The organism is Billgrantia sp. C5P2 (genome assembly GCF_051062895.2).
The window spans coordinates 3,229,419-3,243,957 of the sequence record NZ_CM128542.1 but is presented as its reverse complement, the minus strand read 5'-3'; the positions used below and the strand labels follow the sequence as shown (position 1 = coordinate 3,243,957).

Annotated in this window: 11 protein-coding genes; 5 read left to right on the top strand and 6 right to left on the bottom strand. The window is 65.4% G+C overall.

Features of this window, described 5'->3' with window-relative positions; genetic code table 11:
* Window positions 1-3: 3 nt before the first annotated feature.
* The gene (locus ACRWQA_RS14945) at window positions 4-681 is read right to left on the bottom strand and encodes a gamma-glutamyl-gamma-aminobutyrate hydrolase family protein (RefSeq protein WP_263583135.1); all 678 of its coding nucleotides are present in this window, start codon (window positions 679-681) and stop codon (window positions 4-6) included.
* Entirely contained in the window at window positions 678-1,697 is a 1,020-nt protein-coding gene (locus ACRWQA_RS14940; RefSeq protein ID WP_263583136.1) for an amidoligase family protein, read from the bottom strand. Before ACRWQA_RS14940 ends, ACRWQA_RS14945 begins: the two co-directional genes overlap by 4 nt.
* A gap of 129 nt (window positions 1,698-1,826) precedes the next feature.
* Between ACRWQA_RS14940 and ACRWQA_RS14935 the strand changes: the two genes are divergently transcribed.
* The 3 genes from ACRWQA_RS14935 (at window position 1,827) to ACRWQA_RS14925 (ending at window position 6,625) form a co-directional block, all read left to right on the top strand.
* Complete coding sequence (locus ACRWQA_RS14935) at window positions 1,827-4,178, top strand: mechanosensitive ion channel family protein (RefSeq protein ID WP_434229264.1); 2,352 nt, start codon at window positions 1,827-1,829, stop codon at window positions 4,176-4,178.
* 80 nt (window positions 4,179-4,258) lie between these two features.
* Entirely contained in the window at window positions 4,259-5,770 is a 1,512-nt protein-coding gene (locus ACRWQA_RS14930) for a hypothetical protein (protein WP_434229263.1), read from the top strand.
* Window positions 5,771-5,926: 156 nt separating this feature from the next.
* Window positions 5,927-6,625 carry a CBS domain-containing protein gene (locus tag ACRWQA_RS14925; protein ID WP_263583139.1) on the top strand — a complete coding sequence of 233 codons (699 nt, stop codon included), beginning with the start codon at window positions 5,927-5,929 and terminating at the stop codon, window positions 6,623-6,625.
* Window positions 6,626-6,659: 34 nt separating this feature from the next.
* On the opposite strand, the gene ACRWQA_RS14920 is transcribed toward ACRWQA_RS14925, so the two are convergent.
* Together ACRWQA_RS14920 and ACRWQA_RS14915 are read right to left on the bottom strand one after the other, a co-directional pair.
* Window positions 6,660-7,784 carry an aminotransferase class V-fold PLP-dependent enzyme gene (locus ACRWQA_RS14920; RefSeq protein WP_434229262.1) on the bottom strand — a complete coding sequence of 375 codons (1,125 nt, stop codon included), beginning with the start codon at window positions 7,782-7,784 and terminating at the stop codon, window positions 6,660-6,662.
* Window positions 7,785-7,996: 212 nt separating this feature from the next.
* Window positions 7,997-8,599: a class I SAM-dependent methyltransferase gene (locus tag ACRWQA_RS14915; protein ID WP_263583141.1), complete on the bottom strand. Its 603-nt coding sequence runs from the start codon at window positions 8,597-8,599 to the stop codon at window positions 7,997-7,999.
* Between the two features lie 333 nt (window positions 8,600-8,932).
* On the opposite strand from ACRWQA_RS14915, the gene thiO reads away from it, so the two are divergent.
* Complete coding sequence (thiO, locus tag ACRWQA_RS14910) at window positions 8,933-10,069, top strand: glycine oxidase ThiO (RefSeq protein ID WP_263583142.1); 1,137 nt, start codon at window positions 8,933-8,935, stop codon at window positions 10,067-10,069.
* Window positions 10,070-10,071: 2 nt separating this feature from the next.
* On the opposite strand, the gene pta is transcribed toward thiO, so the two are convergent.
* The gene (gene pta / locus ACRWQA_RS14905; protein ID WP_263583143.1) at window positions 10,072-12,246 is read right to left on the bottom strand and encodes a phosphate acetyltransferase; all 2,175 of its coding nucleotides are present in this window, start codon (window positions 12,244-12,246) and stop codon (window positions 10,072-10,074) included.
* Complete coding sequence (locus tag ACRWQA_RS14900; protein WP_434229261.1) at window positions 12,243-13,433, bottom strand: acetate/propionate family kinase; 1,191 nt, start codon at window positions 13,431-13,433, stop codon at window positions 12,243-12,245. The genes pta and ACRWQA_RS14900 overlap by 4 nt, the downstream gene beginning before the upstream one ends.
* A gap of 162 nt (window positions 13,434-13,595) precedes the next feature.
* Here ACRWQA_RS14900 and ACRWQA_RS14895 point away from each other — a divergent pair, with 162 nt between their 5' ends.
* Window positions 13,596-14,525, top strand: a complete 930-nt coding sequence (locus ACRWQA_RS14895; protein WP_263583145.1) for an EamA family transporter — start codon at window positions 13,596-13,598, stop codon at window positions 14,523-14,525.
* Window positions 14,526-14,539 lie beyond the last annotated feature (14 nt).

The following is a 14,539-nucleotide window of genomic DNA, read 5'->3' as shown; positions in this document are numbered from 1 at the left end:
GCGCTAGTTTGTCGGCATGCAGCGCCGCGTCGCCTCGACCAACGCTCGGATCAGCCTTTGCTGGGGGCGGTTGAAGACCAGCCACTCGGGGTGCCACTGCACGCCGATCAGAAATTCATGTTCGCGCGACTCGATACCCTGGACCAGGCCGTCGCGATCGCGGGCGACGATTGCGATGCCACGCCCAACCTTTTGTACGGCCTGATGATGCAGGCTGTTGATGCGACACCAGCTCACCTTGAGGATGTGGTGCAACTGGGTATCGGCCACGATATCGACCGTCTTGCGCGGCAGCACGGTACGCCTCCGCTTGAGGCCTTCGTGAGTGGTGTAGATGTCGGGGTCCAGCGTGCCGCCCAAGTAAACGTTGAGCATCTGGGCACCGCGACAGATCCCCAGTACGGGCTTGCCCTGGGGGATGAAGCGTTCCATCAGCTCGAGTTCGAGCTCGTCGCGCTGGGGGTCCAGACGCACGTCGAACTGTACCTCGCCACCGTAGAGGTGGGCCTGGATGTCGTCGCCACCGCCGATGATCAGCCCGTCGAGCGCTTGGGGCAGAGGACGGGAAGGGGAGAGGCGAAGCGGTCGGCCACCGTGTCGCCACACGGCGAACCAATCGAACCACCAAGCGATACGGCTCTTGTAATCCGACGTGGTGATGCCGATGAGCGGGCGCGTCATGAGGGAGAACGGACCTCCTTGATCCAGTTTCGCAGCCTACCGACCATGCGAGTCACGAACGGCTGCGTGTGAAGACTGACGTAGCGGCTGGCTCGTCCGTTGAGTTCCTTGCGGTCGGCGGCGAGGCGTTCCACCGCCACCCAGCGGTTCCACTCCACCACCGCGCCCCAGCCGCGTTGTGACAGCTGGGCGTTGGGCAAGCGGTAGTGGAACGTGGGACGTGGCTTGACCAGGTTGTGGCGAAACAGCTCGTCCGGGTAATCGGGGTACAGGTGGGCAAACAGCGGGTAGAGGTCAAGTTCCCGGTTGCGCGTGGGGTTGAAGCTGATGTAGTCGGCGATCAGCGTATGCAGGTCCGGGGCATAATCCGGGTCGAGCACCTTGAGGGCATAGTGCTTGGGGAAGGGGTTGGCGTGCGGCAACACCTCACGCGTAATGTCGATGTCGATTTCCTTGCGCAGCCAGGCCGCCATGAGCAGGAAGGCTCGGAAGTGCCGAAGAATGAATTCGGGCTCCAGGCTGGCGACTTCGGGATTGAGATGCAGGCCGAAGCCATACAGCAGGCTGGCATCAGTGCCCTTGGCGCCATGCGCATGAAGGGCACCGAACAGCAAGTCGAGTTCGTTCAGCTCGTTCCACGGCACTGGCGGGCAGACGATCTCGGTCGGTACCAGGCCCGTGACCACGTCGCCAATGAGCTCACGGGTCTTGTTGTGGAAATCCAAACGCATCTGGTGGCGCTGGCGTTCCCATTCGGTGTCGTGTCGCGGCAACGCTTCCAGTAGCCTGGTGTCGGGGTGGGCATACTGGGTATCGAGTTCGATGACGAAATCACCCCAACGCGTGGCCTCGACTCGCAGCCGGTGGGGGCTGATCAGCTTCAGTTCGCCACCGAACAGGTCGCGTACCAGCTCGCCGGTTTGTTGGGGAGGAAGTCCGGCGAATTCGATCTCGACGCCAACCCGTCGGGTCCTACCCTGGACATTCAGAGGCTCGGGTGGTGATTGCGGCAGCATGAAGGCATCCTGTGCGACTCGAGAGTCTGAACGCCAGCCTAGCACAGTGCGGCGACAAGTCGGCAGGGAGAGACCACTGGTCGGCGATGTCCCAGGCGCATGGCAAACGGAACAAGGGAGTGCCTATCGATGCCAGGAGCTTTTTCACAACGCGATGACGCCGGGCTCTGGCGAGTGACGATTCGCACCGGGCTGTTGCTGCTCATGCTGGTGTCGTTGACGTGGGCTGGCCTGTCGCACGCCCAACTGTCGCTCGGTGGGCTGGGCCAGGAAGAGCCGTCTCAGGAGGAGGCCCACGACGCCGAAACGTTTCAGCACTCCCTCGACGAAGTGATCACCACCCTGGAGGACGACGAGCGCCGCGATGCCCTGCTCGGTGAGCTGCGCGAGATTCGCCAGGCGCATGGTGAGAGCGTAGCCGCCGATGACTCCATCCAGCGCCAGGGGTTGCTCGGCGCCCTGGCCGAGACGTTCAGTGAACTGGGCGACCAGGCCGAGGCCGGTGAATCGCCGATCGACGACTGGCAGCGCCAGTTGGAGCGGGGCTGGGCGGGGCTCCGCGACCTGGTGATGGGAACCGGTACCGGCGAGCTTGTGCGCTTCGCCGTCCAGAGCGCCGTACTGCTGGGTATCTGGGCCGGTGTGCTGGTCCTCCTGATTGCCTTGGGCAGGCTGCTGTTCATGCGCCAGCAATTGCCTCTCGACCTGCCGCGCGAACCACGAGGCTGGCTGTTGGCGCTGCACTTCCTGCGGCGGATGCTGCCCTGGGCGCTCGCTTTCGTCTTGATCATGGGGCTGGTCCAGGCGCTGCCGACGAGCCCCGGACGCACGCTGGCCCTGATCGTTGCCTACCTGGCGCTGTGCGGGCGCACCCTGTCGGTGGTCGTGGAATGCGTGGTGTCGGTGTTCACCCGCGGGCATCGCTTCCCCGCGGTACTGTTCCTGCAGCGGCGAGGGTTGCGCCTGTTGTTTGCCATCGGTGCGCTGATTGCGCTCGGCGATGCGCTCAATGCCGCGCGGCTCTCCTTGATCGTGGGCGAAGAGCTGGCGGCGCTGGGCTCGGTGCTGGCCAACGTGGCGGCGGCACTACTCAGCATCCGTTTCATCTTCAAGTTCAAGCGTCCGATCAAGCACCTGATCAGTAACCGTGCCTGGCGCGTGCGCCGCGAAGGCGGTACCGGTATCGAACTGGCGCGCATCGTCGGCGAGCTCTGGCATGTGCCGGCGCTATTGATCGTCGTGGTTTCGTTGCTGGCGATCTTCGTGTCCGTGGGCGACGTGGGGACCGCGCTCGCGCGCTCGATCATTTCGGCGGCCCTGCTGGTGCTGACGCTGGTGGTCACCGGCCTGATCCAGCGCCACAAAGAGCGCCGCAGCAAGCGCCGCCGCATCAGCGAGTACCGTCGCCGCCTCGAGCGTTTCGGCTACGCGCTCTCGCACATGGTGGCCTGGATCGTCTTCGCCGAACTGTCTCTGCAGGTGTGGGGCGGCTCGCTGTTCGGCCTGGGGCGCGAGGGAGTGGCCAGCGCGCGTATCGGTCAAGCGCTGCTGGCGCTGGGCTTCACGGTGCTGCTGGCCTGGCTGGCGTGGATCTTCGCCGATACCGCCATTCAACGTGCACTGATCTCTTCCGCCCGTTCGCGGGGCCGGCGGGTCAACCAGGCGCGAGCCCAGACCATCACGCCGATGATTCGCAACGTGATATTCGCCACCATCGTGCTCATTGCCGCTATCGTCGGGTTGGCCAACCTGGGGGTCAACGTCACGCCGCTGTTGGCCGGTGCCGGCGTCATCGGTCTGGCCGTGGGCTTCGGCGCCCAGACCCTGGTGCAGGACCTGATCACCGGTATCTTCATCATTGTCGAGGACTCGCTGGCGGTGGACGACTTCGTCCAGATCAACGGCCACATGGGCACGGTCGAGGGGCTGACCCTGCGCACGGTGCGCCTGCGCGACCTGGACGGCATCCTGCACATCATCACCTTCAGCGCCATCCAGTCGATTCACAACATGTCGCGGCACTTCGGAATTGCGCTGATGCGTATCCGCATTCCGCATACCATGAAGATCGACGATGCCATCACGTTGATGCAGGAAACCGCGCAAGAGCTGCGCCAGGATCCCATGATGCGTCATTACATCTGGTCGCCGCTGGAGATGCAGGGCGTCGACCGTTTCGACGAAGGTGCCGCCGTGCTGCGCATGCGTTTTCGCACTGCGCCGGTCATGCAGTGGGACGTGGCGCGTGCCTTCAACTTGCTGCTCAAGCAGCGCATGGAACAGCAGGGCCTGGACCTCGGCATGCCGCGCTTGAGCGTGAGCATGGAGGGCCAGCCTGGCGATGCCATGGCGAACGAGGAACCAGAAGGCGGCGATACGGCGCCCCCACGCGATGCCAAGGGGCGAGCACCGGGTGAAGCCGGCATCGCCGACCCCGCAGGGGCGACCAACCCGCAGCGCGCCTCGCCGGACTCTTCTTGATGGCAAGTGGGCCGGCATTCCTCGTACTATGAAAAACATTCGGCCTGACAATGGCCTCAGGTACAAGGAGCTGCGCCGACGTGATCACCGTCGAACGCAAGGATAGCTTCCATCTCAAGATTTCCCGTGTGTTGCAGGAAGAGACGTCGCATCGGCTGGACCTCTTCCTGTTCGTGCCGGGGGAGCTTGGGCTCAACGAGCACGTCATCTCCGAGGACGCCTTCTACTACAGTGCGATCCACGTCAAGCGGACCTATTACAGCGACAAGCACCATTTGCCGCTGGTGCTAAGTCGCCTGGCCAGCCGTGGCCGGCTCAGCACCGAGCAGTACCGCCTGAGCCTGAGCCTTTATGCCTACCAGTACGTGGTGGCGCTCGAACGGGCAACCCAGACGCTGCTGGATACCGCGAGGCGCGTGCAGCAGGCCGAGAGCCACGCCGAGACGTCCGAGCGGGCCGAGACACAAGGCGGCGAGCCGAACGAGGCAGATGCTGGCAGCGAGCCGCGTGAGCGCATCGTGGCGGCCGGCTTGCAGGAGCGTCTCGAGGAGCTGTGCGAGCTGGCCCAGGGGATCCTGCGTCGTCTGCGTCGCAACCAGCCGAGCGACGACGGACTGCTCAAGTATTACGCCAATATCGACAACTATCTGTCGTGGTTCACCGAGCAGCGCCTGCTGGCGCTGGTGGCTTACCTGCCGCGAGGCCGTGACTACCGCACCATCCGCGAGCGGCTGCTGGAGATCTGCCTGGCCGAGAGCGAACATCGCGAGCAGGCGGAGTACAACGCCAGCCGGGTAGTGCGCGACCCCACGCGCATGTCCAACAAGATGCGCCTGCTGCGACGGCTCATCGAGTATCCGGTCACCCTCAAGCAGCAGACCCAGGAGCTGGGCGGCGCCGAACAGAAGGCAGTCAAGGGGCTGGCCACCGGCGTGGTGATGGTCTTCGTTTCGCTGGGGTTGCTCCAGGCCCGCGATACGGTGGGCAACATCACAGCGCTGTTCGTGCTGGCCATGGCGGTGCTGTATGCCATGCGCGAGGTGTTCAAGGACGACTTGCGCAACACTCTGTGGCGCTGGCTACGCAAGGGGCGGCCCAAGTGGCGCCGCCAATACTTCGATGCCACCAGCGGCAAGCCGGTGGGGCGCCAGCTCGAGTGGTTCGACTACAAGCGCTTCGGCAAGCTCGACGAGCAGATCCAGCGGGTGCGCCAGCGCAACGTGGCCCAGCGCGAGGAGATGGTGCTGCACTATCGCTCCAGCTCACGCATGTCGCCCACGCGCTTTCTCAGCGGCTACGAGAAGACCCGCGAGACCCTCTCGCTCGACCTGTCTCAACTGACCCGGCTCATGGACAAGGGCAGTCATCGAGTCTACCGGCTGAAAGAGGGGCAGGTCTCGCGGGAGTCGGTCGAGAAGCGGCATCTGCTCAACCTGGTGGTGCGCGAGGAAGTCGCCAATGCCGAGCCGATCCTGCAGCGCTGGAAAATCGTCATGAGCCGTTCGCGGATCGTCGACGTGGTCAAGGTGCATCAGGAGGGCGGCAAGCCCGTGGAGCAAGAGGAAGGGCAGACGGAATCTCCCGTCGCGTAACGGCACGGCTTCGGTATTGTTTCAGGTCAAGTCGGCTTGGCGTTCGGTTTGCTAGTGTCAAGGCAAGCGGTGAATTGTGACAACCGCCAAGTCGAACTAGATTTCAAGTAAGTCGGCCCCGGAACCCTTGATCGTTCCCTTCACGGAGATGCTGCCATGCAAGCTGCCGATGTCATGACACCCAAAGTCATAACCGTATCGCCCGACGCCGACGTTCGTGAGATCGCACGCCTCCTGCTCGAGAACAATATCAGCGCCGTGCCCGTCGTGGACGCCGCGGAAAACGTCCTCGGCATCGTCAGCGAGGGTGACCTGATGCGCCGGGTCGAGAACGGTGAGGGACGACAAAAGTCCTGGTGGCTGCGAATCTTCGCTGGCGGCAGCAGCGCCAGCGAATACGTCAAATCGCATGCGCGTCGGGCAAGCGAGATCATGACGCGAGACCCCATTACCATCAGCGAAGACGAGCCGCTGCATCGCGTGGCCAAGTTGCTTGAGCAACATCACATCAAGCGGGTGCCGGTCGTGCGTGACGGCAAGCTGGTGGGTATCGTCAGCCGCGCCAATCTGCTGCGCGGCTTCTCGGCCACGGCTCCCGATACGGAAACGCCGGTGACGGCCGACGATCGTGAGATCCGCGATGCCATTCTCAAGGAGGTAGAGGAGAATACCGGCGTCTGGATCGATCGTATCAACATCATCGTCACCGAGGGCGTGGTGCAACTCTGGGGGCTGGTGGAGAGCCAGGAAGAGAAGAAGGCCGTCCAGGTTGCCGCCGAGAACACGCCCGGGGTGAAATCCGTGGAGAACAACCTCGGCATGATGCCGCGCGGTGTGAGTGGCTTCTGGACCTGAGTCGTAGGGCGGCCTGGGGCCGCCCCGATCGGGGTCAGGCGGCCCGCTCGAGTGCCGCTTCCAGGTTGGCCAGGCTGCGCTCGATGTCGTGCAGTTTGTCGAGCCCGAACAGGCCGATACGAAAGGCCCGGTAGTCGTCGCCTTCGTCGCACATCAATGGCACGCCGCCAGCCACCTGGATGCCGGCGGAGGCGAACTTGGCCACGATATCGGCGTCATCGGTGTAGCAGACCACCACCCCCGGCGCCTCGAAGCCGGGTGCCGCCACGCTGCGGTAGCCGTAGCGGGCCAATAGCTCGCGTGCGCCGCGGCCCAGGGCCCACTGCTCCTCGCATACCCGATCGAAGCCGTACTCGGCGGTCTCGTTCATGATGTCACGCAGCCGGGCCAAGCCATCGGTGGGCAAGGTGGCGTAATAGGCATGGCCGCCGTTCTCGTAGGTCTCCATGATCCACAGCCATTTGCGCAGGTCGCAGGCAAAGCTGGTGCTGACGGTCTCTTCGATACGCTCACGAGCTCGCTCGGAGAGCATCACCATGCCGCAGCAGGGCAGGCCGCTCCAGCCCTTCTGCGGGGCGCTGACGAGCACGTCGACGCCGATCTCGGCCATGTCCACCCATAGCGTGCCCGAGGCGATGCAGTCGAGTACGAACAGGCCGCCGACGTCATGCGTTGCCGCTGCGACACGGCGCAAGTAGTCGTCTGGCAGCAGCAAGCCGGCCGAGGTCTCGACATGGGGCGCGAACACCACCCCGGGCCGCTCTTCGCGAATGCTGCGCTCGACCTCCTCGATGGGGGCCGGGGCGAAAGGAGACTGGTTATCCTGCGGCGCCTGGCGGCTCGCCTTGAGCACCGTGGTCGATGCGGCAATGGCGCCCATTTCCAGTATCTGCGACCAGCGGTAGCTGAACTGGCCGTTGCGGATCACCAGGCAGTGCTGGTTGGTGGCGAACTGGCGGGCCACGGCCTCCATGCCGAAGGTGCCGCTGCCGGGCACGATCACGGCGCTGCGGGCACGATAGACCCGCTTGAGCGTCGCCGAGATGTCGCGCATGACTCCCTGGAAGCGCTGGGACATGTGGTTGAGCGAACGGTCGGTATAGACCACCGAGTACTCGAGCAGGCCTTCGGGGTCGACGTCGGGCAACAGGCCGGGCATGGGTTCCTCCCTTGCGGTGCTTGGCTGAAGAATCTTCGAGCCCATGAGAATAGGCCGTTTACGCGTACCGAACCAGCACCGCACCGGCAGCGTGGCACGGCACGTGCTCAGGTCGCTGCCGTCGTGCCGGTTGCGTTCAACGGATCGGGTTCAAGGGCAACGTTCGACGGGTACCGCAGGCCAGGCAGCCTGCGGTTCAGGTCCGAAGGGGCTCACTTGTGGCAGAAATAGACCCTGGCTGGCGGGATGTTGATGGGTTCGAAGGTACTCACTACACGCGAGAAGGTCTGGCGCAGGTCGGAGGAGACCTTGGGCGAAAACTGATAGATCAGCATGGCTCCTTCAGGCCCCAATGCCTCGTGGCTACCCTTGAGGATTCGCTCACGGATCTCGGCCGGCATGGTACTGAACGGAAGGCCCGCCACCACGTAATCGGCTGCGGGGAGGTGTAGCCGCTCCAGCTCGGCTTCGATCGTCTCGGCCGAACCGGCGATCACCTTCAGCCGTGGGTCGGACAAGGTGCGATTGAGGTAATCGACGAAATCTTCGTTGGTCTCGATGACCACCAGCGTTGCGTCAGGGTGCAGGCGGTTGAGGATCTCCTGGGTGATGGTGCCCACTCCGGGCCCGTATTCGACGATGACTCGAGCTCTCTCCCAATCGACGGGTTCCAACAGGCGGCGTATGAGGAAGGAGGAGCTGGGAATGATCGAGCCCAGCATGCGGGGATGCTTGAAGAAGTTGCGGGCGAACAGCGACAGTTGAGCCCGTCGCTCGGGACCTGCTTCGACCGAGGGTCGCTCTTGAACCGCCATGGGCCTTCCTCCTTCAGTTTTCGCTGAACATGCCTCCACTCTAGGCCAGCCTGGACCAGCGTGAAAGGGCGAGGTTACCAGCATGGGTTCGCTGACGGATGCTCTTGAACGTGCCGTTGCTGCAGTTCGTGCCCGATGAGGTTACTGGACGACACCGGTTTTGGTTACCATGGAGCTGCTGCGTCGGCATCGCGAGAGGTGGAAGGGCACCGCCACCTGACGATCCTCGCTCTATGACAGTGTCACTGCCCGCGCCCCGTCTCGCCGGGGCGCCGTCGTGTCATGAGCCTGAACGCTCGCCGCCTGGGCGGGCATGAGTCACAGGAGCACTGTGTGAACGATTTTCTCATCGTTGGAGGCGGGGTCATCGGTATGCTCACCGCCTGCCAACTGGCCGAGGCCGGCCATGGTGTCACTCTGGTAGAGCGGGGTCGCTGCGGCCAGGAGGCCTCCTGGGCCGGTGGCGGCATCGTCTCGCCGCTTTATCCCTGGCGCTATAGCGAGCCCGTATCCCGGCTAGCCCACGGCGCGGCGCAGCGCTATGCCGAACTGGCCGACAGGCTGCTCGAGACCACCGGTATCGACATCGAGTTTCGCCAGAAGGGATTGCTTTACCTGCGCGTGGACGATGCCGAGCACGCCTTCGCCTGGGCGCAGCGCCAGGGCTGGCCGCTGGAGCGTGTCGACACAGCCTCTATCTACGCCAAGGAGCCGTGGCTGTGCGAAGGGTTGGATGACGGTCTGTGGATGCCGACGTTGGGTAGCGTGCGCAATCCGCGATTGTGCCGGGCGTTGCGCGCACGGCTGGACGCGCTGCCCAACGTGACCCTGGTGGAGAACGTCGCGGTGCAGCGGCTCGTCGCAGAGCGGGGGCAAGCCTGTGGCGTGGAGACCGCGCAAGGGCGCATCGACGCCGGTCGTGTGATCCTCTGTGGCGGCGCGTGGAGCGGCGTGCTGCTGGCCGATCTCGATGTGGCGCTACCCGTGCGCCCGGTCAAGGGGCAGATGATGCTGTTCGCCACGCCACCGATGCCGGGCGGCCGCCAGTTGCTCGAGCGGGTGGTGCTGGCCGACGGGCGCTACCTGATCCCGCGTGCCGATGGCCGCGTGCTGGTCGGCTCGACGCTGGAGCAGACAGACTTCGACAAGCGCACCACCGAGGAGGCGCGCGAGTCGCTTTGGCAAAGCGCGGTGTCGATGCTGCCGGTACTGGCCGAATGCGAGATCGAGCACCACTGGGCCGGGCTGCGGCCCGCGGCCCCCGACGGTATCCCCTTCATCGGCGCCGTGCCCGGCATCGAAGGGCTTCACGTCAACGCCGGGCACTACCGCAACGGCCTGGTGCTGGCGCCGGCGGCGACCCGGCTGCTGGTCGATCTGCTACTGGGACACGAACCGGCCATCGACCCCGCTCCCTATCGTCCCGACCGCCTGGCCAGGGCGGAGCGAGTAGCCACCCCAGGCCCGTAGCGTCAATCGCGCTGGGCGGCCTGAATGGCCGTCAAGGCGATGGTATAGACGATGTCGTCGACCAGGGCGCCGCGCGAGAGGTCGTTGACCGGCTTGTTGAGCCCCTGCAGCATCGGCCCCACGCTGATCACCCGGGCGCTGCGCTGCACCGCCTTGTAGGTGGTATTGCCGGTGTTCAGGTCGGGGAAGACGAATACCGTGGCGCGCCCGGCCACCGGTGAATCGGGCGCCTTCTGGCGGCCAACGCTCTCGATGGCGGCGGCGTCGTACTGCAACGGGCCGTCGATCAGCAGGTCGGGGGCCTGCTCCCGGGCCAGCCGCGTGGCTTGGCGCACCTTGTCGACGTCGGCACCGCTACCGGATTCGCCGGTGGAGTAGCTGATCATGGCCACCCGCGGCTCGATGCCGAAGGCTTGGGCCGAGCGCGCACTCTGAATGGCGATCTCGGCCAGCGCCTCGGCGTCGGGGTCCGGGTTCACTGCGCAGTCGCCGTAGACCACCACCTGCTCGGGCAGCAGCATGAAGAAGATCGACGATACCTGGCGGTAGCCGGGGGCGGTCTTGATCAATTGGAAGGCGGGCCGCACGGTATTGGCCGTGGTATGCACGGCGCCTGAGACCAGGCCGTCGACCTCGTCGAGCTGCAGCATCATGGTGCCCAGCACCACGTTGTCCTGCAGCTGGTCCTCCGCCGTCAGTTCGTTCACCTTGCCGCGACGGCGTTCCACCATGGGCGCCACGTAGCGGTGGCGAATCCGCTCGGGGTCGAGGATCTCGAGTCCCTCCGGCAGCTCGATGCCGCGATTATGGGCTACTTCCTCGACCTCTTCGCGACGGGCCAGCAGCACGCAGTTGGCGATGCCGCGACGCTGGCAGATTGCCGCGGCCTCCACAGTGCGCGGCTCGCTGCCCTCCGGCAGGATGATGCGCCGGTTGGCGCGCTGCGCCCGCTTGACCAGTTCATGACGGAACGCCGAGGGCGACAGGCGCGGGGTGAACCCCCGGCTGAGGTGGTCCTTGAGCCACTGCAGGTCGATATGGCCGGCCACGAAGCGGGTCACCTGTTCGGCGCGCTCCAGGTCGTCCATGGGAATGTCGTTGCCCATCCGGCCGAGGTTCTTGGCGGTGGTGAAGCTGTCTGTGTCCACCGCCAGTACCGGCATGCCGGTCTTCAGCGCCGGCCGGCACATCTCGATCATGTTGTCGTTGGGCATGAAGCCGTTGGTCAGCAGTACACCGGCCATGGGCACCCCGTTCATGGTGGCCAGCGCCGAGGCCAGCACGATGTCGTCGCGGTCACCGGAGGTCACGATCAGGCTGCCGGGGCGGAACACATGCAGGGCATTGGCGGCGCTGCGCGCGCACAGGCTGGTGGAGAGTACGCGGCGGTTGGCAGCGTCTCCCTCGCTGAGGAAGCGGGCATCGAGTGCCCGTGCCACGTCGACCACCCGCGGTGCGATCAATGCCGGGTTGTAGGGCACCACGCCGATCAGGTGGAAGCGGTCGGTGGCGAGCGCCGGCGAATAGCGGCGCAGCTCGGCGAGAAAGGCATCGTCGAGCAGGACATTGCTGGTGCCCGGGGCCAGCGAGGGCTCCTCGGCGCCGGGCAGGTTCTGCATGCGCATCAGGATGCAGCCCAGGGTACGCGTGGAGCCCACCCCGCCGAAGGCCTGGGCGTGCATGTCGAGCTGTTCGGCCAGCGCACCGGGAGCGTGGGCATCACCGCTGCCGACCAGGATGATGCGCGCGTTCAGCGCATGGGCCAACTGGGTGTTGAGGTGGGTGGCGTAGGTGCCGTGGGCGGTAGGTACCACGCCCTCCACCACGATCAGGTCCGGCGCGCTGCCGTCGTGGCTGTCCACCGCCTGATCGAAGAGTTCGATGACCTGCTCCATCAGCACGTCCAGGCGATCCTGGCGCAGCAGGCGTTCCATGTCGGCCTGGGGCATGGGCGCCGGGGGGCGCAGCCCTAGCGTGCTGCTCACCAGTGCGGTGGAGCGGTCGGGGCCGGGGCCGTTCAGCTCATCCTGGCGGAACGGCTTGAAGAAGCCGGTCTTGAGACCAATGGTGTCGAGCGCCTGCATCAGGCCCAGGCTGGCCGAGGTCAGGCCGACCCCCACGCCGGTTGGCACCATCAGCAGGATCTGGGGTTGCGGTCGTACTTCGTGCGGCGTCATGCGTTCGTCTCTTCCTTTCGCTGAGCCAGGCGCTGGCGGGTTTCGGTGGCGATCTGTCCCTCTTCGTCGGTGGGAATGACCCACAGCTGGCGCCCCCCGGCGTCGATGCGGCCCTCGCGTCCCCGTATCGTCTCGTTGTTGACGGTGCGGTTGAGCTGGAGGCCGAAATGGGGAAGCAGTCCGATGATCCGTTCGCGTGACGCGGCGGAGTTCTCGCCGATGCCACCGGTGAAGACCAGGCCATCGAGGTGGGGCAGGGCGCAGGAGAGCGCTGCCAGCGACTTGGCGATGCGGTAGCAGAACACCTCGATGGCCAGCGTCGCCCCGGGATGTCCCTGCGACTCGGCGGCCTCCAGCTCGCGCATGTCGTTGGTCAGGCCCGACAACCCCAACAGGCCGCTGTTGCGGTTGAGCACCTCGTCGATGCGATCCAGCGACCAGCCCAACTGGCGCGAAAGATGCGCGTGCAGGCCCGGGTCGACGTCGCCGCTGCGCGTGCCCATCACCAGCCCTTCCAGCGGGGTCAGTCCCATGCTGGTGTCGAGGCTCTGACCCTGCCACACGGCGCAGGTGGAGCAGCCGTTGCCCAGGTGAGCGGTTAGCCAGGCGCCGCCCTCGAGCTCGCTCAGTGCATCGGCGCGTCGGCTGACGTAGGCGTGGCTGGTGCCATGGAAGCCGTAGCGGCGTATGGCGTGGTCGCGGTAGAGTGCTTCCGGCAGGGCATAGCGGTAGGCTCGCGGCGGTAGGGTCTGGTGGAAGGCGGTATCGAACACCGCCACCTGGGGCAGCTTGGGAAACAGCCGTCGAGTGGCCGCCACTCCTTCGAGATTGGCCGGGTTGTGCAGCGGGGCCAGCGCCGAGGTACGCTCGATCGCCTCGGCGACGTCATCGTCGATCAGCGCAGCACGGGTGAAGCGCTCTCCGCCATGCACGATGCGGTGGCCTACCGCGACCGGCTGATAACCCTCCAGGCGCTCGAGAATGGCTTCCAGCGCACGGGTGTGATCGGCATTGCCGAGTGCCTGCGTGAAGGGTTTACCGCGGCTGTCGACGCCCTCGAGCCGGGCGTCGTCGCCCCCCAGGCGCTCCGCCAGTCCGGCCAGGCGTGGCTGGTCCGGTTCGGAAGGTACCAGGGCATATTTTATCGACGACGAACCGCAGTTGATGACCAGTACCGAGGCGTTCATCGGGGCTCCACACGAAGAGGATTTAGAGGCAGGATAGACGTCAGACTTTAGTCTATCATCCTGGCGTCGCCACCGGCCCTGCTCCAGGTCAAGCCAGCATTTGATTAGCCGTCTATCGAAAATGCTGGCATGCTGATGGCCTCCAATATCGCGGGAACCGCCATGTCGACCAATACCGCGGCGCTTGGCAGCGCCTCGCTGCTGCCGCGCCATCTTGCCGTCCTGCTGTTGGCCTGCGTCGCCACTCTGTTCGCCGGCAACCATGTCGCGGCCCGCCTGGCCTTCGACGAGGGCACCGGGCTGCTGCTCGCCGTACTGGTGCGCTCCGCCGTGGCGCTCACCGTGCTGGGGGCGCTTTTCCTGTGGCAGGGCAAGCGCTTGTCGCTACCGGTCGGAACCGGGCGCTGGCAGCTGCTGGCGGGACTGATGGTCGCGATCCAGAGTCTTTGCCTCTATTCGGCAGTGGCGCGCATCCCGGTGGTGGTCGCGCTGCTGTTGATGAATACCTTTCCCATTCAGCTGGCGCTGCTGACCTGGGCACTGGGCGGCCCACGCCCAACGCTGCGCGCGACGCTGATCATGGCTGCAATCCTGGTGGGCCTGGTGGTCGTGCTCGATGTCCCCGCCTGGCTGGCGAGCCCCGAGGCACTCGGTCCGCAGTGGCTGCCCGGTGTGGCCTTCGGCCTGGGAGCCGCGGCGGCCTTTTCCTGCGCGCTGTGGATCACTGAGCATCACCTGGGTGAGGTGGGCAGCACGCTGCGCAGCCTGCTGACCATGCTCACGGTATTCGTGATGATGATCGTCGCCGGTGTACTGCAACTGGTGCCGGGTGGCATGGCGTTGCCAGCGAGCCCGATGGGATGGGGAGCGCTGGTGGCACTGGCGCTGCTCTACAGCGTGGCATTCTCGGTGCTGTTCATCAGCGTGCCGCGGCTGGAGATGGCGCGCAATGCGCCGGTCATGAACGTCGAGCCGGTAGCCTCGCTGCTGCTTGGCTACCTGGTGCTGGGACAGATGCTGTCGGGAATGCAGCTGATCGGTGGGGCGATCGTACTGGGCGGCATCGTCGTCCTCAGCCTGTCACCGCGCTGAGTCTGCCTCGGCGC